The 24,329-nt window shown below is 48.6% G+C and carries 14 protein-coding genes; 13 read left to right on the top strand and 1 reads right to left on the bottom strand.

Going from position 1 to position 24,329, the window contains the following annotated elements:
• Window positions 1–10: 10 nt before the first annotated feature.
• From RIG68_RS26165 to RIG68_RS26145, 5 genes are all read left to right on the top strand, one after another.
• A complete protein-coding gene (locus tag RIG68_RS26165) occupies window positions 11–1,999 on the top strand; it encodes a hypothetical protein (protein ID WP_350129495.1) in 1,989 nt (662 codons plus the stop codon).
• Window positions 1,993–3,150 carry an alanine racemase gene (alr, locus tag RIG68_RS26160; RefSeq protein ID WP_350129492.1) on the top strand — a complete coding sequence of 386 codons (1,158 nt, stop codon included), beginning with the start codon at window positions 1,993–1,995 and terminating at the stop codon, window positions 3,148–3,150. The genes RIG68_RS26165 and alr overlap by 7 nt, the downstream gene beginning before the upstream one ends.
• Window positions 3,151–3,250: 100 nt before the next feature.
• Window positions 3,251–4,132 carry a mechanosensitive ion channel domain-containing protein gene (locus tag RIG68_RS26155; RefSeq protein WP_350129489.1) on the top strand — a complete coding sequence of 294 codons (882 nt, stop codon included), beginning with the start codon at window positions 3,251–3,253 and terminating at the stop codon, window positions 4,130–4,132.
• Between the two features lie 114 nt (window positions 4,133–4,246).
• Entirely contained in the window at window positions 4,247–4,594 is a 348-nt protein-coding gene (locus RIG68_RS26150) for a hypothetical protein (RefSeq protein WP_350129486.1), read from the top strand.
• A 208-nt stretch (window positions 4,595–4,802) separates the two neighbouring features.
• Complete coding sequence (locus RIG68_RS26145; RefSeq protein ID WP_350129483.1) at window positions 4,803–5,429, top strand: carbonic anhydrase family protein; 627 nt, start codon at window positions 4,803–4,805, stop codon at window positions 5,427–5,429.
• 78 nt (window positions 5,430–5,507) lie between these two features.
• Here RIG68_RS26145 and RIG68_RS26140 read toward each other — a convergent pair whose 3' ends face one another.
• The gene (locus RIG68_RS26140; protein WP_350129480.1) at window positions 5,508–6,338 is read right to left on the bottom strand and encodes a polysaccharide deacetylase family protein; all 831 of its coding nucleotides are present in this window, start codon (window positions 6,336–6,338) and stop codon (window positions 5,508–5,510) included.
• 233 nt (window positions 6,339–6,571) lie between these two features.
• On the opposite strand from RIG68_RS26140, the gene RIG68_RS26135 reads away from it, so the two are divergent.
• The 8 genes from RIG68_RS26135 (at window position 6,572) to RIG68_RS26100 (ending at window position 23,999) form a co-directional block, all read left to right on the top strand.
• Entirely contained in the window at window positions 6,572–8,563 is a 1,992-nt protein-coding gene (locus RIG68_RS26135; RefSeq protein WP_350129477.1) for a tetratricopeptide repeat-containing sensor histidine kinase, read from the top strand.
• Window positions 8,563–9,213: a response regulator transcription factor gene (locus RIG68_RS26130; protein ID WP_350129474.1), complete on the top strand. Its 651-nt coding sequence runs from the start codon at window positions 8,563–8,565 to the stop codon at window positions 9,211–9,213. The genes RIG68_RS26135 and RIG68_RS26130 overlap by 1 nt, the downstream gene beginning before the upstream one ends.
• Before the next feature lie 98 nt (window positions 9,214–9,311).
• Entirely contained in the window at window positions 9,312–16,931 is a 7,620-nt protein-coding gene (locus RIG68_RS26125; RefSeq protein ID WP_350129471.1) for an Ig-like domain-containing protein, read from the top strand.
• Window positions 16,932–17,308: 377 nt separating this feature from the next.
• Window positions 17,309–17,869, top strand: coding sequence for a helix-turn-helix domain-containing protein (locus tag RIG68_RS26120; RefSeq protein ID WP_350129468.1), 561 nt, complete (start codon window positions 17,309–17,311; stop codon window positions 17,867–17,869).
• 314 nt (window positions 17,870–18,183) lie between these two features.
• Window positions 18,184–18,762, top strand: coding sequence for an energy transducer TonB (locus RIG68_RS26115; RefSeq protein ID WP_350129465.1), 579 nt, complete (start codon window positions 18,184–18,186; stop codon window positions 18,760–18,762).
• A gap of 487 nt (window positions 18,763–19,249) precedes the next feature.
• Window positions 19,250–20,950 (top strand): ice-binding family protein, encoded by a 1,701-nt coding sequence (locus RIG68_RS26110; RefSeq protein WP_350129462.1) that lies wholly within the window; start codon window positions 19,250–19,252, stop codon window positions 20,948–20,950.
• A gap of 303 nt (window positions 20,951–21,253) precedes the next feature.
• Complete coding sequence (locus RIG68_RS26105) at window positions 21,254–22,324, top strand: ice-binding family protein (RefSeq protein ID WP_350129459.1); 1,071 nt, start codon at window positions 21,254–21,256, stop codon at window positions 22,322–22,324.
• A 316-nt stretch (window positions 22,325–22,640) separates the two neighbouring features.
• Window positions 22,641–23,999: an ice-binding family protein gene (locus tag RIG68_RS26100; RefSeq protein WP_350129456.1), complete on the top strand. Its 1,359-nt coding sequence runs from the start codon at window positions 22,641–22,643 to the stop codon at window positions 23,997–23,999.
• Window positions 24,000–24,329 lie beyond the last annotated feature (330 nt).

Below are 24,329 nucleotides of genomic sequence, written 5' to 3'. Positions count from 1 at the left end.
AACCACCCTTATGGAAATAGCATCCGACAGGATATTTCAAAATTTTGAAAAGAGTTTAGAAGAGTTTAAAGAGTCAATTGAGTTAACCAAGCAGGAGAAAGCTGCCAAGCTGGCAAGTCAGGTAGATATACTCAGTCAATCCAGGAATGGGCTGGTCTACCTGCTTCAAAAAATCGGTGAGCTCGACCGTGCGGGCATTTTCAACAACACAGTATGGAGCGAGCCCGACAAGCTCATTCCTCTGCTGGTGAAGGGCACCCTGAAAGTCGGCCACCCTACCTCCAGCTTTGAGATTCTCTCTGAGCTGCGGCTGTTAGCTTTTGCAACCGGCATTGAAAAAAGCGACAAGATAGCGCAGAAAGACGCTCAAAGCTTTTTGGAAGAGGTGATGGTGCACAACCTTGAGTTTGCTCACCAGGACGTTTCGGAAGAAACCCGTTTGGCCATGCCTGTGAGAGAGTTGAAAAAGGCGTTCAATCTCTTCGGCTTCATCGTCTCAGAAATCGACCTGCAGGGCGTGTATGAAAAGCTCGCCGAGGAAATCCGACTCATCTGCGCTCAACGGCCCATCATGACCCGCAAAGCCAGAGAGCTCATCCGATTGGTTAACGAGCGTTTCGATACCACAGGAGACTCCGAAACGGATCGGTCGGTTCGGCTGTACATCAACGCTATCTATGCTCCTTCAGAAGGAGCAAGAAACAATGCCAGCCTCAAGGATTACGAGCATTTCCTTTCGGAAAGCAGCGTGGCCACTTTGGAAAGGGAGGCCAGAGCCATGGGCGACCATATGAACGCCACTGGCCTGGTGAGTGGCTACCACTCTCTGCTACTCAAAAAGCTCGTTGCTGACTATGAAGACCTGGTTCCTGTTTGCCTCCACCTCAACGACCGTGGAGTGGCCGAGTGGGAGAAATTTCATGGGTTGATTTCCACCCTGATCAACGAAACAGTCAGCCCCGACAATTGCCAGTGCATTTATGGCTTAGCCCGAATGCTGGGGAAAAGCTTGTTTTCAAGGCGGCCTGTTAGGGTGGGGCTCGAAAACCTCCGCAAAGTCAAAATCCACAGCATGGTGGAGAAGCGGATCAGCAAGTCGCTGATCAACAAAGACGCTGATGTAACTGTGCTACAGTACCTGATAGGCGGCACCATTAAAGTGCTGGGTCAGCACCTTGGCGTGGGGCAGGGCAACAACCCTACCTGCCAATCGGCCAGGGGCATCAGCATGTGGAGTCAACACGCTCCGGCAATGCTCATCGATATGATCATTACTGTGGCGACCCAAAATGACCTCATCATGCGCTTTGAAAACCAGGACCTGACCTCTAACCAGCTGGGGAAAGGGCTGCTTGACAACCTGGATCACAACCTTGATGTGGTGTCGGTAGTGCTTGTGCCTCATTTGGATAAAATTTACAATGAGATGATGAAGCGTTCGTCATTTCGTGGTGAAGATCCGCACAAATGGGTAAACCCGGCCATGTATGGGCAGTGGGTGCACGTGGGCTTTGCTTCGTGTTATGACTACCCGAGCAATTCGATCGTTGACTATGCAGGTTTTGTCAAAATCTTTTACGCTGCTTTCCACCCCGACTTCAACGGTCAGCACCAAATGGTGTACCCTAACCCCGTAGGCATTTTTCTCACTACCAACAAAGGAGTGATGGTGGGGCTTCATGCCATCTCGCTGCTCCGTGTAGACAAAAACAAAAAAGGAGAAATGAGAGCCTACTTCCTTAACCCCAACAATGAGGGGCGTCAGGATTGGGGCCAGGGAATTAAACCCACGGTGTTTGGAAACGGCGAGAAGCCAGGGGAATCATCACTGCCTTTTCACCAGTTCACTGCCAGAGTGTACGCCTTCCACTACAGTGCCCTGGATGTGAAAAGCTGGTTAAGCCTGGTGCCTAAAGAGGAAATTAGCAAAGCAGAGACTCTGGCTAAAGAAAGCTGGGGAAAATCATACGTCTGGAATCAACAAACTAAACTATGGTAAGGCACTCGTCAAGAATAGAGCTCAGCCAGTCTTCTCTGGTGAAAAACATCAATTTCATCAGAAAGAAAATTGGGCCTGATGTGAGGATTTCCTCAGTGGTGAAAGCCAACGCTTATGGCCACGGCATCGCCCAGTTTGTAAAAATGGCGGAGAAGGCTGGTGTCGACCACTTTGCAACAGCATCAGCTTTTGAAGCCGAGGAAGTATTGGCAGCCAAGTCGGAAAAGGGAGGTATCATGATTATGGGCATACTGTACGATCAGGACATTGAATGGGCCATTGAAAACGATATTGAATTTTTTGTTTTCAACTATGCCAGGCTCCCATTAGTGTTGGAAACAGCCAGGAAGGTTGGTAAGCAAGCACGGGTGCATGTTGAAGTGGAAACGGGTGCCAACAGAACCGGTATGAACGCCAAAGAATTTCCTAAAACACTGACCTTTTTGAAAAAGAATGCCCAGCATATTGAATTCACAGGCCTGTGTACACACTTTGGTGGTGCCGAGAGTTTCTCCAACCAGTTCAAAATCACTTCGCAACACAAACGGTACAAAGACTTCCTTAAGGAGTGCAAGCAAAAAGGTGCAATGCCCGAATACCGGCACATTGCCTGCTCTGCGGCTGCATTGGCCATGCCCGACACTGTATATGACATGGTGAGGATTGGCGTGGCTCAGTATGGTTTTTGGCCCAGTCCGGATATTTACTACACCCACTTGCAGGAAACAGGCAAGCCGTCCGATGGAGCCCTGAAAAGGATTTTCAATTGGAAAACTGATGTAATGGACGTGAGGGATGTTGACCCCGGCGAGTTTATCGGATATGGCACTTCCTATCAGGCAACACAGAAAATGAAAATAGCAGTAATGCCTTTAGGTTATTCCAACGGCTACCCCAGGGCGCTCTCGAACCGGGGACAGGTGCTCATTCACGGGAAAAAAGCCCCGATAGTGGGCCTGATCAACATGAACCTGTTTATGGTAGATGTATCCCATATACCTGGCGTAGAAGTGGGCGACGAAGTGGTGCTCGTAGGCCGGCAGAACAACAACACCATCAATATCAGCTCTTTTACGAACGTGACCCAGCTGATCAACAACGAAATGCTCAGCAGGTTGCCGGCGGCAATTCCCAGGAAGATTGTGAAGTAAATGCTTGTGCGATATTTCGATGTGCCGAACTGGTCGGTTTCTTTCCTTTAAATAACCCAAGTTCTTCTATAGATTTGCACCGCCATCAACACATCACCCCATGGCCAAACGATTTGTGGATTTTAAGAAACTAAGGAATTTTCGACTGCTGCGCCGAATCTTCTTCCTGCTCATTTTTCTAGGCATTGAAGAAGGCCTAAAATGGGCTGATAGTGAACGATACATCACCATTCCAAGCTACCTCGACAAGCTGTTGGACGTGGTGTTGTGGGCCGTGGGTGCACTGATTACCGTAACTATCATATTGAGGTTTACCGAAAACAGGGTCTTTCGGTTCAATGACGATGAGGTAGACATCGAACAACGAATTCTTTTCACAAAAATCTACTCGACCACACTGTACCTTCTCGTAGCAGCGGTGGTGTTCTGGAGAATGGGGCTGGAAATTGAAAACATCACCATTTTTCTGGGCCTTATCACCACGGGCGTAGCCTTTGCCGTTCGGGACGTCATTAACTCCTATTTTGCGTGGTTTATTATTCTCACCAAACATCCCTTTCGCATAGGTGACTATGTGAAAATTGGGGATGAGGCAGGCACTGTAGAACGCATCGGCACTTTCTTCGTGACTTTACAGAATCCCGGAGCCATAGATTTCATTAAAGTACCGAACAATACACTGCTCAGCAAAGCCATTATCAACATGGGGAAAAACAGGGTAATGCATACGGTAAAGTTCCCCATCAAAACCATCCCGGCCGATATCCAGGCAAGAATGGACAAAATTGATGAACTGGCAAAGGCGGTTGTAAAGGACAAATCGACCCCAAAAATGCAGCTACAGGCTGACGGAGCCATCATCACAGTCTACATTGTGCTCCCCCTACCAGTCGGTCAGGTAACCAAGCGCACTGAGTTCATTGTGAAGGCCAATGAGGTGCTGTCAGACATCATTGCTGAGCCAAGGGCACTTCTTTCGTAAGGAGCCTACCAATTAAAATTTGATTAGAACTAAAAGCAACACCATATTGGTAGGGTTGAATTTCAAATTATCATTATTTTTGACCATGTTCACTAATTCTAAGTGGCGGTCGAAATGAGATTTCTGTTTAAAATACTAGCGATTACTTTGCTAAGCCTTTTCATAGCGACTGAGGCCCAATTTGTCTTGTTTGTTTTCGACAACAACAGTGCTCTACTGGAGGACATCGAATTAGCAGAATTGGGAGGAACCGAAAGTGGCGAAGAAGAGAAAGCTGATGACAGTAGCGAAGAAGTAGAAAAGTTTTTCGCAGCACACCAGTTTGACCTTTACCCAGAGCTATTTTTGCGACGTGGTCAGCAGTTTTTCTACAACATGTTCATAAAAGCAAATTTGCATTTCGAGGTAATATCACCTCCTCCTCAATTACTTCTGCTCGCCGCCTCTCTGGCAGTTTTCTAAAATTTGTAGCGACATCAGATTACCTTTATCCTCTGCAAAACGCATCACTTAAAGTGCCTCCATAGCTGGCAATTTAAGTAACATGCTTCAAAGGTATCAGGTTTCCGGGGGTCGCCGACCAGGTGACCAATTTGACTGATTTTGATTTGCTTCAGGTGCTACACTGAGGCACCACATATATTTAATTAACACTAACAGGTAAAACACTGTGAAAGCACATACAAAAGAAACCCAAAGCACAATGACGCCAGCAAAAGCGCTGGCCTTTCTCAAAGAAGGAAATCAACGATTTCAAAATAACCTCAAAGCCAACCGCAACCTGCTGGAGCAGGTGAACGACACCAGTGAGGGGCAGTGGCCTTTTGCAGTAATATTAAGCTGTATCGACTCCCGGGTGTCGGCAGAGTTGGTCTTCGACCAGGGGCTGGGCGACATCTTCAGCGTGCGGATAGCAGGCAACTTTGTCAACGAAGACATATTGGGCAGCATGGAGTTTGCCTGCAAAATAGCAGGATCAAAGCTCGTTGTGGTACTGGGCCATAGCAAATGCGGAGCCATCAAAGGCGTTTGCGATAATGTGACCATGGGCAACCTGACTGCGCTCATGAGCAAACTCAAGCCTGCTGCAGACGCTGTTAAAGAACCTGCGGAGAACAGAAATTCAGGCAATTCCGAATTCGTGGAAAATGTGGCTGCGATGAATGTGAGAATGACAATGAAGAATGTAAAGGATAGAAGCCCCATTTTGAAAGACATGCTCGACAAAGGAGATATTGGTATAGTTGGTGGTATGTACGACGTAGAAACCGGAATTGTCCGGTTTTTTGAAGATTAATTACACGATGTAATTAAAAAGGGAGCCCTAATCAGCCCGGTCAGCAGCTGGGCTGGTTAGGTATTTTTTTTGCGGATACTATCGCTTAGCGGCCACATAGTTGGCCACTGTGCCCACCGGTGCCAGCCAAATACCGTTAGCGGGGTTAGCGGCATATTTCATCAGCTCTTCCAGCATCTTGAGTCTGGTGGTTTGGTCTCCACCCTCCCCCATCTCGTGCCCGGCCAGTACCAGCCATTGGCCCGATCTTTTGGCCTGTTCGATCAATGAAAGTATTTTATCGAAATCTTTGCCGTCGCTCTCCACACCTGTGAGCTGTGCAAAGTCAACGTAGGAAGGGTCATTAGCCGCTTCGTCCATCCAGCCCCGGCTGTTATCAAACATTTTTGCCACTATGGGCACATAGCTTTGGGTGCCCTCGCCCCTGCCAACGAAAGTTTGGCCACAGGGGTAAGCAAATACCTTGCAGTCGACGCCAAGCATCTCTTTGATTTGCTTGTTCGCCTCTATGAGCTCCGCCCCCATTTTCTCCAGCGTATACTCTTCCAGGGCTTTGGAACGAGACCACACAAAATTGCCGGAGCAGGGATGATTCAGAGAATGGTTGCCTATTTCATGACCCGAGGCCACCGCCTTTTTCCAGCCTTCCAATTGGTCTTTTACTGCTGAGGGCACCACGTAAAAAGTGGCCTTCACTCCGTATGCGTCCAACAGCGCTGTGCCCCCAGTTACCTGACTGGCACGGGCGTCGTCGAAGGTCAGGCTAACGGCGGCTTGCTTGCCATCGGGCCAGGGAAAGGGTTGAGAATTTGCTTGTGCAAAAATGTTGCAGTTTACAAGTAATAAAAAGGCGAAAACAACCACCCCCTGTTTTGCGCTCGTGCTTCCGTATGTGACAAGTATTTTCATACTACTCTTGATTATCCGATTGAAACCCTTTTTCGGGACTAAAACTTCAACTAAGCAATGATGGCGTTCAGTCTTTTTTGAAACTACCTCACGAGCTGAATTTACGATTAAAAAAGTCTTGTCCATAGCCGGGGCTCGATAGCCACCGGCTAGAGGAATGATTTAATGGAGACAGTGTATTGATCGATTGTTTATTTTGGATATTTTAGAGCATTAATAGACCATCAACTCACATGTATACCAACTTTATCAGTCGATATAACCGGGGTGCCTGTGTGTTGCTGCTTTTTGTGTTTCACAGCAGTTTTTCGCAAAGCCCGAAAGCGAACCAGGACATACCCCTTTACCCGCTTGAAAAAATATTCAGCATGCTCCGGTCCCAGCCCGACTCGGCAATTATGCTTTTACCCCCCTATTTTGCCGCCAGCAACGATAGCATCAAAGGAAAGGCCTATAACTACATGGGCAATGCCTACTATTTCAAATCGAATTATGACACCGCCATTCAATACTTTACCAGGTCATCAGAGATATTCAGCAGGCTACAGGACGACGAGAACCTTTCAAAAAACTACAACAACATGGGAGTTGCTCACTATTTCCTGAGCCAGTATGAAAAAGCCTTTGAGTTTCATAAAAAAGCACTGGAAATCCGGGAGAGGCATCAAGACCCTGGCATTACGTCAACCTATAACAACCTGGGGCTGGTGCTTACTGACCTTGGGTCAACTGAGGAAGCACTCTACTACTACAAAAAATCGCTAGATGCGAAAATACAATACAGGCAGTTCACCAGCCTGTCCACAACTCTTACTAATATCAGTAATATTTACAGAGACAGAAACGAGCTTGATTCTGCTTTGATGTATGAATTAATAAACCTGCAGCACCTTGATAGTTTGCCAGACAACAGAAACCTTGCCACCTGCTACAACAATCTGTCAATAAGCTACCTGCGACTGCTTGACCTCAAAAAGGCTGAATTCTATGCCCTAAGGGCGCTTCGGCTGGAAAAAGAACTGCAGAGAGGTTTTGAGTTGATCAATGTGTGCAAAAATTTAGCAGAGATCTACCTTCAACAGAAAAAAGCGGCCCTTGCTTACCAGTACCTCGACTCCGTTTTTTTGCTTGTGCCCAATCATGGCGATTACAGGGCGGTTACAGGCGTATATCTTTCGCAGGCTATTGCCGATTCTGTGAAAGGAAACATGGGTGCCGCATACGTCCATATGAGGAAGTATATGGATTCCAAAGTGCATTTCGACGAGTTAGAAAGAAAGAATCTGGTGCTGGATCTTGAGAAAAAATACCAGGGAGAGATCAAGGAGCAAAAAATTCTGAAACTGGAGCAGGCCCACACCATCAAAGATCTTGAAGCAGAGCGCTCGAAACTGTTCAGGTTGTTCCTCATTGCCATAGTTATCCTGCTCATGCTGGCTGCTGCAATCCTCTACAGCCGCTACCGGCTAAAACAAAAGACAGCCGGGATGCTGGACGCTAAAAATAAGGAGTTGCAAAGCCTGAATCAGGTCAAAGACCGTCTGTTTGCTATTGTTTCCCACGACTTGAAAAGCCCGCTGTCGTCGTTTCACACTGTCACCAGCACCCTAAATCAATACTATGAGCAGATTAGCCCCGATGACATAAAAAGGTATCTTACAAAGCTGGAAACCGCTGCCAAATCGTTGGAGGATCAAATGAAAAACCTGCTCGAATGGTCGTTGCACCAAATTTCCGAAAGAAGCTTAAAAACAGAAGTATTTGAGCTGCGGGACATGGCTGAAAAATTGAGGAGTTTCTTTCAACTCAACCTGGAGGTAAAGCGTCAAACCATTTACATTGAAATAGAAGCGCCGATCCACCTGGAGACTGACAAAGAGTACCTGCAAACCGTTTTACGTAACCTTCTTTCTAACGCTATCAAGTTCACCCCGGTAGAGGGAAGCATCTGGCTGCGGGCCAATGTTATTGACAACAATGTGGTCATAGAAGTGGAAGACTCAGGAATCGGGATAGCAAGTGGTGATTTCCATAAACTTTTCACTCTGGAATCGGACAAAAAGTCGATTGGCAATTCCACAGAAAAGGGAACAGGGCTGGGGCTTGTTTTAGTGAAAGAAATGATAGAGAAGCTGGGAGGCGTACTTTCGCTGACCAGCGAGTTGGGAAAGGGCACAACGTTCACAATCCGCATGACTGGCAAACAACTTAAGAAAGCTGCCTGATGACGTCAGGAAAGATTCGACTACTGATGATCGACGACCACGAGCTGTTCAGGGACGGTTTGTCGCTCTTTCTGAAAATGCAGTCCGACGTGGAAGTGCTGGCGGCAGCCTCCTCGCCCAGGGAGCTGCGTCAGTTGCTGAGCCAGCACGAGGCGGACATCTTACTGATGGACATCGGCCTGCCCCAGCAATCGGGTATTGACCTCAGCAGGCAGTTGTTGAAGGAATACCCAAAACTTAAGATCATCTTTCTCTCAGGAAATGAGGGACAGGCCTATATTGAACAGAGCCTGAAAGCTGGCGGAAAAGGCTTTGTGCCCAAAAGCGCCCCGAAAACGGAGGTGCTCGATGCAGTTAGAAAGGTGGATCAGGGGCAGTTCTACTTTCCGGAGGGGCTTGCACAGGGCATTTTTCAGCAATACGTTTCGCAGTTGCACCTGCAGCCCGATAGTGAAACGCTGACTGAGCGGGAGCTGGAGGTGCTCCGCTGCTTTGCCAATGGCATGAGTTTCAGGGAAATTGAAGACCACTTGCACATCAGCAAAAAAACCATTGAGCATCATAAAAAGGCGATTTTCGACAAGCTGGGTTTTACTTCCAATGCCGATCTGGTGAAGTACGCCATCAAAAACAACATCATAGAATTATGAGGTAGGGGTTTTTCTCCTGGGTTTTGAGGGATTTGCCTCATATCAATTGGACAGACAAAAAATGACTTTTGGTGGGTAAAACCAATAAACCTTAAGTCATGAATACACTATTCGCTGCCATTTTAAAAAGACATTATTTAGTCTACGCTTTTGCCTTTTCGTGTGTACTGGCTGTATCACCTTCTGGCGCTCAAACTGTCGATTTGGACTTCATCATGTCGAATTATAATGTTCAAATTAAGGCGTCTGCTGTGGATGCGAGTGGGAACATCATTGTGACAGGAACCTACTATTCATCTACGGTATTTACCTATGACTTCGACCCTGGTGCGGGAGTTGTTGCGCCCTTCCAAAACAATATCAATACAGCCGTCCCCGTTAACTTTATTGCCAAGTACACTTCGGCTGGTGCTTTTGTTTGGCTCATTGACGGCTACAATGATGCCACGGTGGCTGCCAACGAGATCAGTGACGTTCACGTAGATAGCAACAATAATATATATGTTGTAGGAAGTTCATCCGGTGGACCAGTGACTTTCAGGGACAAATCTACCCCGGGTATAAACACGGCGGTGGGTGGCACCTTTCTTACTAACACCAACCTGTACGGAGCCTATGTAATCAAGTTCAATTCCTCCGGCATCAAGCAGTGGAGTTGGAACAGAGCTACCAGTGGTTCATTGGTTGACTTCTATGGAAAAGGAATAAAAACGGATGCCAGCGGCAATGTTTTCGTTGCCGGCACTTACTCCAACGCATCGTTCCAAACTACAGGTGCTGTTTGGAAGCTCAATTCATCAGGCGTACAACAGTCACAGAACTTCGTGACGTCGGTCGGATCCGAGATAAACGATGTGGCTATCGATGGAGCCGGGAATGTTTATGTCACCGGAATATTCAAAAACACTGTCGATTTTGATGCGACTGCAGCCACTCAAAACATCACTGCCGACGCAAATGGAGATGTATTCGTGGCAAAATACAGTAGTGCATTCGGCTACGTGTGGGCCACCAAACTTACCACTACTTCTTCCCAGGATATTGGAAAAAAAATTGTACTTGATGGCTCCGGCAATGTTTTCGTTTTGGGCAAAGGAGGAGCAAATCAACTATTACTGAATAAAGTAAACACGTCGGGCACTAGCATTGCCTCCTTTGCGCTAACTTCTTCAACTAGCTTCGACCCGCATCACTTAAAAATAAGTAGCAGTAACAATATTTATGTTTCAGGCAGCAAAGTGGGAAGCACTGACTTCGATCCTGGGGCTGGTACCATATCGGGGACTAGCAAATACCTGGCAAAATATTCTAACGCTTTGGCCTTTCAATATGTATATGGCCTGGGTGACGTCATGTCTTCTGGCACCGCACTGGCAATTAATTCACAGGATAAGTTGGTTACTGCCGATTCCTATCTAAGCAACAGCAGAGTCATCGTACTAAGTGAAGACGTGACCCCTCCTACCATCAATGCTTTTTCTCCGTTGGATGGAGCAACCGGCGTAGCAATTACAGCTAATTTGGTGGCGACATTCTCAGAAAACGTGACACCAGTAGCCTCGAAGGTGGTAAGCATCAAACGTTCTTCTGATAATGCTGTGTTTGAATCATATACTTTACCATCGGCCAATGTCAGTGTTTCAGGCAGCACAGTTACGATCAACCCAACTGGTAGCCTGGTAAACTCAACAGGGTACTATGTGACTATGGATGCCGGAGCCTTTCAAGACGTATCTGGCAATGCTTTTGCTGGAATAACAAATACTACTACATGGAATTTTACCACGGTGGCAGCGGCAGATGTTACCCCTCCAACCATCAGCTCACTTTTGCCTTCGGACGGTGCCACAGGCGTAGCTGTTGCTTCCAATCTGGTGGCGACATTCTCGGAAAACGTTACAGCAGTTTCCTCCAAAGTCGTGAGCATCAAATACGCTGGCGGTGAAGTACCCGGTGGTATTTTTGAGTCGTATACCTTGCCATCGGCTAATGTTACCGTGTCCGGAAACACAGTCACTATCAACCCTACCAGCAACCTGGCTAATCTGGCTGAGTATTATGTCAATATCGAAACGGGAGCTTTTATTGATGCAGCTGGTAATCCTTTTGCAGGCATCTCCAATGCAACTTCATGGAATTTCACAGCGGTACCTGCTTCGGCGCCTATCGCCACGGCCTTCTATCCTGTTAATAATGCTACTAACGTCCCAGTTGGCGTAAATAGCTTCTTCATTGCTTTCGACGACTTTATTCAAGTCAATCAATCGGCCTTGGGGACGGTGCAATTGAAAAAACTTGACGGCACAGTTGTGTTCGAGACAACTGCCCCGAACATCTCTACTTGCTGTCAGAATGTGCCTTTCTATATGGGAGAGGCGGTTTTAGAGCCGGCAACCACCTATTATTTCAACATTGGCAATGATATTTTCCGTAAATCCGGAGGTGTTAGTTATTATACCGGTATATCAAATAATACGGCCTGGCGATTTACCACAGGCAGCGTCAACTCGGTTATCAGCAGCTTCCTACCGGCAAGAGGCGCTACCTCAGTGAGCACTTCTTTGGGAAGTATCAAGATGTATTTCAGCAGTCAAGTGTATGACAGCTATGGCTACTATCGCCTAAGGAAGGTGTCTGATAACTCCCTGGTGAAACAATGGGATGTATATGCAGACATCACCTACGGCTATGATGCACAAGCAGGTCTCTACTTTGCCGAATTGCCACTCAGCAACGCCCTTGAGGCAGGCACTTCTTATTACATTGACAACCAATTTAACAACGCTGGTGGGAATGAGCCAGGATGGATGGAGTACGATTTTGCTTACAACGAGTCCGAAGATATTTGGACAACCGCAAGAATCGTTCCCTGGGCCACCAACTTCTGGACTTTCACAACAGTACCTGCCGCAGACGCAATCCCTCCTACGATCACCAGCCTGTCACCGACAGATGGTGCCGCAAGCGTAGCTGTTGCATCCAATTTAGTCGCTACTTTCTCAGAATCGGTAGTAGCGGTGGCCTCGAAAGTGGTAAGTATCAAGCGCTCTACTGACAATTCAGTATTTGCCAGCTACACACTTCCTTCAGCAAACGTGGTGGTATCAGGAACAACCGTTACCATCAACCCAGCAAGCGATCTAGCCTTTGGAGTAGGTTATTATGTGAACATTGAATCCGGTGCATTTACAGATGCTGCAGGCAATCCTTTCGCCGGAATAACCAATACTACCTCCTGGAACTTTAGCACTCCGGCTGCTCTAAGCCTTGTGTCACTTTCACCAGCAAACGGTGCAACCGGAGTCGATAAAACGACCAATTTAACCCTGACTTTTAGTGAAAACGTTAACTTCAATTCCCTTGCTGGCGGTATCCACATATATAATGCTAACGGCACACTAAAGGAATCACTCAGCGTTTACAATGCTTTAAATATGAGCGTTATTGGTGCCAGCATTACATTTAATTTCACGAATGACCTGGCCGACAATTCTGAATACTATGTCAATATTTCTGACGGCTATTTAATAAGTTCAGCAAATGCCACCAATACATGGGCTGGCATTCAAAACTCCACTTCCTGGCGATTTACTACGGCAGGTGCTGCAGACGTAACCCCTCCTACCATCACCAACCTTTCACCTGCTGACAACGCAACCGGTGTCGCTGTCAATGGCAATCTGATTGTTACATTCAGCGAAAACATTGTAGCCAACACTGGCGTGATTACGATCAGGGATATCGGAGGATCCATGCACTCCAGCTATAGTGTAAATGGCGGTGTGTCCATCTCCAACAACACGCTCACCATTACGCCAGCGTACGATTTGAGCGCCAGCACTGAATACTATGTCGACCTGGGTGTAGGTGTGGTGAAGGACGTATCAGGCAATACCTTTGAGGGACTGAACGGAAATCCCAACTGGACATTTACCACCCAGGCGCTTCAGGTATCCGCATTAAGTTACACTCCCGCCAATAGTAGTACGAACGTGCAGGTTTCAAGTAATCTCAGCATAACTTTTGAAGAGAACATGACCATTAGTGCTGGAACCATCAGCCTTTATCGGGTAAGTAATGGCAGTTTGATCACCAGCCTGTCTAACTATAATGGCAGTGCCATGACCATCGACGGTGCAACTGTTTCCTTCGACCTGCCCAATGATTTGCCTGCCAACACGGAGGTATACGTGAACGTGACCGGCGGTTACCTGCGAAGTGCTGTCAATGGCCAGAAAATATGGCCTGGAATTCAGGACAATACCACCTGGCGCTTCACGACAGGAAAGCTAGACCAAACAGTCACCTTCAATGCACTGCCAGCGAAAGCTTTTGGAGAAGCACCTTTCGCCCTCACGGCTACCGCCAGCTCAGGCCTGACGGTGAGCTACACCAGCTCCAACACAGCAGTGGCTACGGTAAGTGGCAACACAGTGACGATTGTGGGTGTCGGAAGCACCACCATCACAGCGTCGCAGACGGGCAATGCGAATTACAATGCCGCCGCCAATGTGCCGCAAACACTTACGGTGAACAAGGGCAGCCAAACCATCACGTTTGCGGCTTTGCCAGCCAAAACATTTGGGGATGCTAACTTCACCCTGGGAGCAACGGCCAGTTCAGGCTTAGCAGTTAGCTACGCCAGCTCCAATACTTCGGTAGCCACAGTAAGTGGCAACACGGTAACGATTGTCGGTGCCGGAAGCACCACCATCACAGCTTCACAGACGGGCAATGCGAATTACAATGCCGCCACCAACGTGCCGCAAACACTCACGGTGAACAAAGCCAGCCAAACCATCACATTTGCGGCTTTGCCAGCCAAAACATTTGGGGATGCTAACTTCACCCTGGGAGCAACGGCCAGCTCAGGCTTAACGGTGAGCTACGCCAGCTCCAACACAGCGGTAGCGACAGTAAGTGGAAACACAGTAACGATTGTCGGTGCCGGAAGCACCACCATCACAGCGTCGCAGACAGGCAATGCGAACTACAATGCCGCCGCCAATGTACCGCAAACCCTCACGGTGAACAAAGCCGGCCAAACCATCACTTTTGCGGCTTTGCCAGCCAAAACATTTGGGGATGCCAACTTCACACTGGGAGCAACATCCAGCTCAGGTCTGTCTGTGAGCTACGCCAGCTCCAACACAGCAGTGGCCACAGTAAGTGGCAACACGGTAACGATTGTCGGAGCCGGAAGCACCACCATCACAGCTTCACAGGCGGGCAATGCGAATTACAATGCCGCCACCAACGTGCCACAAACACTCACGGTTGATAAGGCCAGTCAAACCATCACCGTCTCTCCTATCGCCGACAAACTTGTTTCCGATGCACCGTTTGCTGTGTCGGCCAGCACAACCAGTGGCTTAAGCCTTACCTATGCTATTGCAAGCGGCCCGGCCACCATCAGCGGCAACACGATCACCCTAACCGGAGCCAGCGGCACGGTGGAGGTGGCTGTGAGCCAGGCAGGTAACACCAACTACAACAGTGCTTCGTCCTCCGCTTCATTTTTCGTGTCGGATCCGGACAAGGCCAACCAAACCATTACGTTTGCTGAATTACCGGCGAAAGCCTTCGGAGACACCAGCTTTTCTCCCGGGGCAACCGCCAGCTCCGGACTCACTGTGAGCTACACAAGCTCTAATCTATCGGTAGCCACCCTCAGCGGAAACATGGTAACGATAACGGGCGTTGGAAGCACCACAATCACGGCTTCTCAGGCAGGTGATGCGGCCTTCAACGCTGCACCTCCTGTTGAGCGAACCCTGACAGTAAGCAAAGGCAGCCAAACCCTCACTTTTGATGCCATCTCCGATAAGTCTTTTGGCGACGCTGCCTTCACTTTGTCACCATCGGCCTCTTCTTCGTTGGTAGTCAGTCTGGAAGTAGTGAACGGACCTGTTACACTAAGTGGCACCGAGATAACCATTACCGGCGCCGGTACAGCCACTATCAAAGCTACTCAGGCAGGTAACGAGAATTTCAATGCGGCCCTTCCTGTCGAAAGAACTTTCACCATTGCCAAAAAGGCACAGGTAATTACCATTGCCGACATTGAAGACAAACTGACTACTGATGCGGCTTTTGACCTGGTTGCCTCCGTCGACAGTGACCTGGCGTTATCATACAGCATCGATGGCCCGGCCACGCTGTCGGGTGCAACTGTGACACTGACAGGCGAAGAGGGCACTGTGACTATTACAGTCAGCCAGGGGGGCAACGAGAACTATCTCGCTGCTGACGCTGCTACAACTTTTGAAGTGACCGCACCAGAGGTAGCCGAAAAACAAGAGCAAACCATCACTTTTGCAGCCATAGCAGACAAAACATTTGGAGATGCAGCTTTCGACCTGGAAGCCACATCTACCTCCGAACTTGCCGTCAGCTTTGAAGTGGTTAGCGGGCCTGTGTCCATTGATGGAAACACCGTGACGATCACGGGTGCGGGAACAGCCACCCTCAGGGCCTCTCAGGCAGGTGACGAAACCTTCCAGGCTGCGGTTGCTGTCGAAAGAAGCTTTGCCATAGCCAAAAAAGCCCAGACCATTGTCGTTGAAAGCATTGGAGGCAAGCTAACGACCGATGGCCCGATAGCGGTAAATGCCACTACAGACAGCGGACTCGAGTTGAGCTACAGCGTAACGGGACCTGCCAGCCTTACCGGCACTACGCTTACTCTAACTGGGGTTGAGGGCACTGTAACAGTTACCGCCAACCAGGTTGGCAACGACAACTACCTCGCCGCTGAGGCCACGGAAGCGTTTGAAGTGACGGCACCGGTTGTAAAAGCGTTGAGCGTCGCCGGTGTGGCCACTATAGGCAGTTCACCTTTCACCCAAGGCGAAGCAAAGCTTCACCCGAAAAACAGTAATGGTACCTTTGGCACACCAATAATATCTGCGCTGTCTGCCAATGGCGCATTTACATTTGATGATGTGCCAGCGGGCCAATATGCTTTGAGCATTGCCTCCGCTTCACCCACAGTGGTCACTACGTATTTTGAAAAGGCCACCACCCTTGCCAATGCTACCTTGCTCACGCTGTCAGCGGAAAGCATTGAAGGCGTGACTGTGGATATGATCGAAAAGCCATCGCTGCCAGCAGGACCGGGCTCTATTGCAGGTAAGCTGTTGCTTTCGGACGATGGAAGCCGCCATCTGGTGACAGACGGAAGGCTCATGGAAGGCTCGCCCCTTTCAGGTGTCACTATTCTTCTCATGACGAGCCCTGAGGGGACACTGGTAGCCAGCACAGTGACGGCTGTTGATGGTAGCTTCGAATTCACGAATCTCCCGCTCGGCGCCTACAAACTCCTGATCGACTACGAGGGGAATGTAAGCCTGGAATCGCCTGAAATAACCATCAGCACCGGGCAGCTAAGCTTTGAGGTAGCCTCTGAGGTAACAGACGAAGGCATTGTGATCATTGCCATGCCGACCGCTACCACGGGCGTTTCAGCCGAAGTGCTCCGCTCAATGATCAAAACTTACCCTAACCCATCGCAGGGACAGTTCACCATAGCGTGGGATGGTTCGCTGGCAGATGTAAAAGAAATTATCATCCACAACAACAACGGCTCAGCCGTGTGGCAGCATTCGATGACTACGGCACAGCTGACTGTCGATATCAGCAGTCAGCCAGCCGGAGTCTACATTCTCAGGCTAATCACCAGCCACGGGGCAGCCGTGCATAAGCTTGTGATCAAGTAAAGTAAAAACCGCCGCCCCATGGGTGGCGGTTTTGTTTTAAGGATTGTCACCTTTTGTGACACGGCGTCAGCCACCAGACCATTTCTACGTCTACCTGACAGCTTGTAACGAAAAATCTCACCATCGAGCACTGTCGCCCGTAAGTTCGTTGTCCTCAACAAGTATCTTATCTTCCTGAGGTTTCCCTGCACCAGGTAGTTCAGTCGGCTCCCGGTATCTCAGGTGTAACGACACCCAAGCAGGTTTTCCTGACTAGCCTAATCTATCCGTCAATAGTCAGTTGCTCAAGCTTAAGTATTGAAAGTGGCTGTATTTAAGCACTAAGAAATAGCTTTTGTCGTGAAAACGGCTTACATTAAATCAACCAGCTATATTATATGAAGCTTTACATCAAATTCATGGTCAGCCTCCGCTGCAAACTGCTCGTGAAGGAAGAGCTGGAGAAGCTTGGCCTTCACTACGTGGTACTTGACCTCGGCATGGTGGATGTGCTGGAGGACATCTCTCAAACCCAACGGGAAGAGCTTAAGCTGAACTTGTTAAAATCGGGCCTGGAGCTACTGGATGATAAAAAAAGCATTCTGATAGATAAGATAAAGAATGTGATCATCGAAATGATCCATTATACGGATGAGCTCCCCAAAGTGAATTACTCCGACTATATCAGCGAAAAGCTGGAGTACGACTACACTTACCTTTCCAATATTTTTTCAGAGGTAAAAGGCATCACTATTCAGCAATTCATTATCATTCACAAGATTGAACGGGTAAAGGAGTTGTTGCTCTACAACGAGCTCAATCTGACGGAAATTTCTTATCGGCTACATTACAGCAGCGTGGCTCACCTGTCAAATCAATTCAAGAAAGTAACAGGGCTCTCCCCTTCCTTCTTCAAGCAGCTAAAGCAAAAGCGCCTGGGAAACCTGGAAAACCTTTGACAGGCGCACCGGCGCCTCCATGGCGGCATCACGGGACTTTGCGATTCAAAAAGGCTGAGCTGCCACCTTTCAAAATCGGCCTTAGGCACTTCCAATTGAGTTGTTGCACTCATCATACCTGTGATAGATGTAACACTTCTACATAAGTCTGTAACACATCACTCCCCGATTAACTTCACTTTTGTATTGTTCTTACGAACGAATATAAAAACGACTGCCACAATTCGTCGGCGAAAGCCCCGAACAGCGGTAGGTCAGATAAAGCAGGAAAAAGCCCTGATACTCGTCTAAGAGATTTTATAAACACAATTACCATGAAAAAAAACATCAAAGTTTTCGCATTGATCGCTGTGCTCTTCTTAGCACAATCGTGCGGAACCAAAACGGACAAAAGTAGCGAGGAAAGTAAAGTAAAGGTAACTCCTGCCGAAACAGTTAATCTATCTTCAATTGAGCAAAGAAGGGCATTCATCAAGAAGGATTCTGCTATGATTGCTGAAAAAAGAATGAAGGCGTGGAACGAAATGTATGCGAAGACGCCTACTTACACCAACCCCACAGGAACGGTCATCTATCGGAAGGCCGAAGTGAATCCGGTTTTCACTGGAGGCGACAAAGCCATGCGCAAATACCTGAGGGACAATATTGTTTACCCTGCGCAGGCACAAAAGGATGAACTTGAAGGCGCAGTATTTGTCGACTTCGTAGTAGGCGCCGATGGTACTGTAAGCGATGTTGAAGTAACCGACGCCACCAGCGCCGACGTGAACCAGGCTTTCAGAAACGAAGCCTTTCGTGTGGTATCTTCCATGCCAAAATGGACACCCGGTCTCCAAAACAACAAGCCTGTGAATGTGAAATACAGCATTCCCATCACTTTTCAAATCATTTAGATCAGTTGATTATTAGGTTCATACTGAAAAAGGGCGGTGTTAACCGCTCTTTTTTTTTGTTTCCTTTTTTCGCTGCGACTTCCCCCTTCTGGACATGTAGACCAGAGGAAAAAAGTCGCTCAAGGGCCAAATAATGGTAACCCTGGAGCCCATGTAAATGTCTGGCGAGTTCCGTAGGTACAGCGTCCAATACCGATTAAACAGGTTGCTCTCTGCAGAAGCCCAGAAAGTAACCTGTTTAATTGCCCCGGTCACGTCGAATTGTGACTAAGCCGAAAGGTGCGGGCGGTCGGCATTCCCGCTCACTGAGTGATTTACAACCTGCGATATGTGTAACTCTCTTCGGGCAGCTTGTAAGTAAAGCCGTGCCAAACTGTCTCAATTTTGTATCATCAAAGCCTCGCCTGTTCGTCAGGTGCTCTCCTTTGCGGCTTTCGGGTAAATACTCGTTGGCCCCGCCAGTAGCGGATATTTAAAAAACACAATCATGATATTGAAAAAAGCATTTGCCGCCGTAGCTATGGCCACCGTGGTGCTTATTGCAGGGTGTAACAAAGACAAGGACAATGATCCTACGCCTTTAATTCCTCAGGCAGTTAGCTCTGCGCCTGCCAATGAAGCTACAGAAGTGGAGACAAGCTCTGCCGTGGAAATTTCTTTTAATAAGAACATGGATCCTGCTACAATAAGCAGCACTACGTTTACTTTAGTGGCCGGCACCGAGGCCGTGGCAGGTACAGTTTCTTATGCCGACTCAACGGCTACTTTTACTCCTGCCAATGAACTGGCAGCCAGCACGCTGTTTACAGCTACGCTGACAACTGGTGCTAAAGACGTGGACGGCTTGTCGTTGGAGGATGATTACTCCTTCAGCTTTACAACAGGCCTGGCACCGGACACAACTGCGCCAACAGTGACAGAGATAGCCCCTCAGAATGACGGGGTGAATGTGGCCCTTAGTCAGGCCATTACGGTAACGTTCAGTGAGGAAATGGACGCTTCCACCATTAATACCACTTCGGTACTGCTTGCCAGTGGCACAACTGCCGTGACTGGCGCAGTGACTTACACAGGCATGGTTGCCACCTTTACTCCCGCTGCCAGTTTGCAGGCAGGGCTTGTTTACACGGCCACCGTAACAGTGGCGGCGACAGACTTGCGTGGCAATGCCATGGCAGCAGCCAAGACGTGGTCCTTTACTACTGACGTACTTCCCACTGCCACTGCCACTTCGCCGCTCAACAACGCCACCGGCGTAGCACGCAACAAGGTGCTTTCTATCACTTTCAGCGAAGCCATGGATGCTTCAACTGTGAATAGCACCAACTTTATGTTGAATCAGGGAACAACGGCTGTAGCCGGTTCGGTGAACTACTCAGGCACCGTGGCTACCTTTACACCCGCTAATCTTTTGGCAGCTGGTACGGTTTATACAGCTACTGTGACCACAGGCGTGAAAGACCTTGGTGGAAACGCCCTGGCTGTTCCACAGGTGTGGAGCTTTACTACTGGTGCAGTTGCCGGACTGGCGGTGGTAAACCTCGGCTCAGCTGGAGATTACGTGATCCTGGCCAAAACAGCTATCAACAACATCCCCAACTCGGCTATTACGGGTGACCTGGGACTGAGCCCTGCGGCTACGTCTTTCATCACTGGTTTCGCCCTGACCAATGCCACAGGGTTTGCTACTTCACCCCAGGTAACGGGCAAGGTGTATGCAGCCGATATGGCTTCTCCTACGTCTTCCAACCTGACGACAGCGGTAGAAAACATGATCACTGCCTACAACGATGCGGCAGGCAGGCCTACACCTGATTTCTCGGAGCTGGGCACCGGCAATATCGGTGGACAAACACTAGCCGCCGGCCTGTACAAGTGGACAAGCACGGTGACCATCCCTTCTGACCTCACTATTTCTGGTACGGCCGATGATGTGTGGATCTTCCAGATCAGTGGAGACCTGACCATGAGCTCAGCCGTCAATATTACTTTGAGTGGTGGTGCTCAGGCCAAAAACATATTCTGGCAAGTAGCTGGTGAAGTAGTGATAGGTACTACCTCCCATTTTGAAGGCACCATATTATCAATGACAGGCATCACCCTACAAACAGGTGCTTCAATGAATGGCATAGCGCTGGCACAAACTGCGGTTATTCTTGACCAGAACACTGTGGTGAAACCACAATAAGCAAAGGCATCAGCGCTAATTCCCGCTGAGGCAAAACCGAAAAGGGCAAGGTGTGATCACCTCGCCCTTTTTTTTTGCCCAGCATTAGTAACAGCCATCACGGCGCCAATGAAACGCCTGGCCTGCATTATCTGTATATGTGATATATGTAAGACTCCTCAAGCGTAGTGTAACACAATGCCCCGGGAATCGCCCCACCTTTGTATCATCGAAGGTTCGCCTGCATGTCAGATGCGACCTTTGCGGCTTTTGGGTAAATACTCCAAAGCCCCGCCAGCAGCGGAAAGTTAAAAAAACACAAATATGATTTTGAAGAAAGCATTTGCCTCCGTAGCCTTGGCAGCGGCAGTTTTGTTTGTAGGGTGTAATAAGGACGACGATAACACAGATCCGAGCATACCTACAGTAGTATCGGTTTCTCCCGCCAACGACGACACAGGCGTTGAACGTAATGCGGTGATTGAATTCGAATTCAGCGAAGAAATGGATCCAGCGACAGTGAATGCTACCACATTTCAACTGAAGCAGGGCAGCACAGTTGTGCCTGGCGCAGTAGCCTACGAAGGCACCACTGCCACGTTTACTCCTACCAATAGCTTAGCTGCTGGTACTGTTTACACGGCTATCATTAGCAAGGACGTGAAAGACCTTGCAGGTCATGCCATTGCCGAAGCGAAGGAATGGTCTTTTACCACTGGCGGTAGCACTGCTACCATTGCGCCAGTGAACCTGGGTACGTCAGCCAACTACGTGGTGCTGGCGAAGACAGCCATCAATAACAGTCCAACTTCTGCCGTTACCGGCGATATGGGCATCAGCCCTGCGGCCGGATCCTACATCACAGGATTGGCATTGACCGATGATACTGGATTTGCCACCTCTGCTCAGGTAACTGGAAGAGTATATGCTGCCGACATGGTGTCGCCCACTTCAAGTAACCTGACCACGGCGATTGACAATATGAACACCGCTTACAACGATGCGGCTGGCCGCCCCTCGCCCGACTTCTTTGAGCTAAGCACGGGGAATATCGGTGGAAAAACATTGTCTCCAGGCGTTTATAAGTGGACCAACACCGTAACTGTTCCCGCAAGTATCACTATCAACGGCGGTGCCAACGACATTTGGATCTTCCAGATTGCAGAAAACCTGACTGTGAGTTCTGCGGTGAATGTAACCTTGAGCGGTGGTGCCCAGGCCAAAAATATTATCTGGCAGGTTGCTGGAGAAGTAACCATAGGAACCACTGCCCATTTTGAAGGTGTAATACTTTGCAAGACCGGCATTACTCTGGGTACCGGTGCATCTTTAAAAGGACGGGCCCTGGCACAAACTGCGGTCATCCTTGATGCTAACATAGTTACCCAACCATAATAGGTAGTTAGCGAAAAAGTATAGTTAGGTTGAGTTTTTTAAATGGAAAGGGCGGAGTGTTTTCACTCCTGCCCTTTTTTCGTTTGAGGGCATGTGTAGTCGACTGCCTGGCCCTGCTTTTCTCACAGCGACTCCTGTATGCCGTTTAAAACCAGTGATTTATATAAGATCCACATGAAAGACTGTAAGGCTTTTCCACCCAAAATACCGCTGCTTTGTAGTGGGGCATAGCTCACGTGAAATGCTAATCGTAACCAGGTCAGCATTTCTTATCGCCCCTCTTCAACCAGCGAAACAGTACCTAAAACAAATAATTATGAACACAAAAAGTGTATTGGCAGCCTTTGCTCTTGTATCGGCTGTTTTTGTTGTCGGTTGCCAGCAGGAAGAACCACTTCCAGCCAATGCCGGGGATATCTTTATCGAGACAGGCAGCCACAGTCAGGTGGCAGCGTCTTCGGGCACGGTGCCACTTGGAAGTGCCGCTGGTTTTGCCGTTTTGGCAGGAACCACCGTCACCAACGATGGCGCATCACTTATTACCGGTGATCTTGGGGTGAGCCCGGGTACCGCCATTACGGGCTTCCTGCAGGCACCTGCAAATTCAATCATGGGCCCAGGAACGGTAACTGCCGGTCTTGGAACGGTGAGCGGAACTATCTACGCTGGCGGGCCGGTGGCAGCGCAGGCGCATAATGACGCAGTAATTGCCTACAACTTCCTGACAGCCAAAGTGCCAGGCACCGTGTACTCAGGCGTTACCCAACTTGATGGCATCACCTTTACACCAGGTGTTTACAGCTTCGCCCCATCGGCGAACCTACAAGTGAATGGCACTATGTACCTCGATTTTCAAGGTGACAGCAATGCGGAATTTATCTTTCAAACAGGTACTACCCTGGTAACGATGGCTGGATCGAACATTATTGCTCTCAACAACGACAATGCTGATTGCAATGGCTCCAATGTGTTTTGGGCAGTTGGCTCATCGGCTACCGTTGACGGGGAGCAGTTTATCGGAACGGTGATAGCGAATACCACCATTACGATGACTTACGGCTCAACAGTATCAGGCAGCATGCTGGCTTTAAATGGCGCCGTAACGATGATTACCAACAACATTAGTGCTTGTAATGGAGCCGGTGGTACCACCGATCCTCCAAAAGTCTGCAGAGATTTTGTCACTGGTGGTGGATGGATACAGGGAGAAAAAGGACGCAATGGTAAAAACGAGCGCAAGGGCCAATACAACGAAAAAGCGACCTTTGGTGTGTCTGGCGGACTTCTGAACGGCAAATATTGGGGCAACCTTTCCTTCGACGACCATAGCAATGGTGGTGTGAAAGTGAAAAGTACCAGCGTAACGTCTTATATCGCCATTGACGCAGTAACCCGTCAGATTGAGGGAATTGCGAAACTTGATGGTGCTGGCACAGTTACTTACAAGGTGATTGTGGTAGACAATGGTGAGCCAGGCCGCAACGACAGCTTTAGCCTTGAGCTATCAAATGGCTACACGATCTCTGGAACACTCACAGGGGGAAACATCAAGCTCCACCGCAAATGTGATGACGGGCGTGGACGTGGTGGCAGAGGTCACGACCGTGAGGACTATGATGACAAGGACGAAAAAGAGGGTCATAAGAACTGTGGTTCCGGTTCGAAACGTGGTTGATAAAGAACACATAGGTCAACGCCGTTGAAAACCGACGCAGTACCCATAAGATTCTATAATGCGATTAGGTTAAGTACGATTCTTCAAAAAAGGCAATATTGTTATTGCCTTTTTTTGTGCCCGTCTGTTCCAAAAATAAGATTTACGGACGACCAATTGGGGACAACCTCCTTCCTCCCGCAGCTTTAGCCACTGTGCCGGGCCACCAAAGAGTCAAAAGTGTGATTTATGTAAAGATCTTCCCTTGTAATGTAACTATTCGCCCGATGCCAATGCCGAACTTTATTTAAAGAATTACAACCTTAAGGTCTTAAGAATGAGACCGTAAAA

The organism is Imperialibacter sp. (assembly GCF_040222385.1).
Taxonomy (GTDB): domain Bacteria; phylum Bacteroidota; class Bacteroidia; order Cytophagales; family Cyclobacteriaceae; genus Imperialibacter.
The sequence above is the reverse complement of the archived record's forward strand: the minus strand, read 5'-3'. Positions and strand labels throughout refer to the sequence as shown.

What these genes read in the sequence shown, in the direction of transcription:
- RIG68_RS26165 (WP_350129495.1), top strand. Translation starts at nt 11, where the DNA reads ATGGAAATAGCATCCGACAGGATATTTCAAAATTTTGAAAAGAGTTTA.
- alr (WP_350129492.1), top strand. Translation starts at nt 1,993, where the DNA reads ATGGTAAGGCACTCGTCAAGAATAGAGCTCAGCCAGTCTTCTCTGGTG.
- RIG68_RS26155 (WP_350129489.1), top strand. Translation starts at nt 3,251, where the DNA reads ATGGCCAAACGATTTGTGGATTTTAAGAAACTAAGGAATTTTCGACTG.
- RIG68_RS26150 (WP_350129486.1), top strand. Translation starts at nt 4,247, where the DNA reads ATGAGATTTCTGTTTAAAATACTAGCGATTACTTTGCTAAGCCTTTTC.
- RIG68_RS26140 (WP_350129480.1), bottom strand. Translation starts at nt 6,338, where the DNA reads ATGAAAATACTTGTCACATACGGAAGCACGAGCGCAAAACAGGGGGTG.
- RIG68_RS26135 (WP_350129477.1), top strand. Translation starts at nt 6,572, where the DNA reads ATGTATACCAACTTTATCAGTCGATATAACCGGGGTGCCTGTGTGTTG.
- RIG68_RS26130 (WP_350129474.1), top strand. Translation starts at nt 8,563, where the DNA reads ATGACGTCAGGAAAGATTCGACTACTGATGATCGACGACCACGAGCTG.
- RIG68_RS26125 (WP_350129471.1), top strand. Translation starts at nt 9,312, where the DNA reads ATGAATACACTATTCGCTGCCATTTTAAAAAGACATTATTTAGTCTAC.
- RIG68_RS26120 (WP_350129468.1), top strand. Translation starts at nt 17,309, where the DNA reads ATGAAGCTTTACATCAAATTCATGGTCAGCCTCCGCTGCAAACTGCTC.
- RIG68_RS26115 (WP_350129465.1), top strand. Translation starts at nt 18,184, where the DNA reads ATGAAAAAAAACATCAAAGTTTTCGCATTGATCGCTGTGCTCTTCTTA.
- RIG68_RS26110 (WP_350129462.1), top strand. Translation starts at nt 19,250, where the DNA reads ATGATATTGAAAAAAGCATTTGCCGCCGTAGCTATGGCCACCGTGGTG.
- RIG68_RS26105 (WP_350129459.1), top strand. Translation starts at nt 21,254, where the DNA reads ATGATTTTGAAGAAAGCATTTGCCTCCGTAGCCTTGGCAGCGGCAGTT.
- RIG68_RS26100 (WP_350129456.1), top strand. Translation starts at nt 22,641, where the DNA reads ATGAACACAAAAAGTGTATTGGCAGCCTTTGCTCTTGTATCGGCTGTT.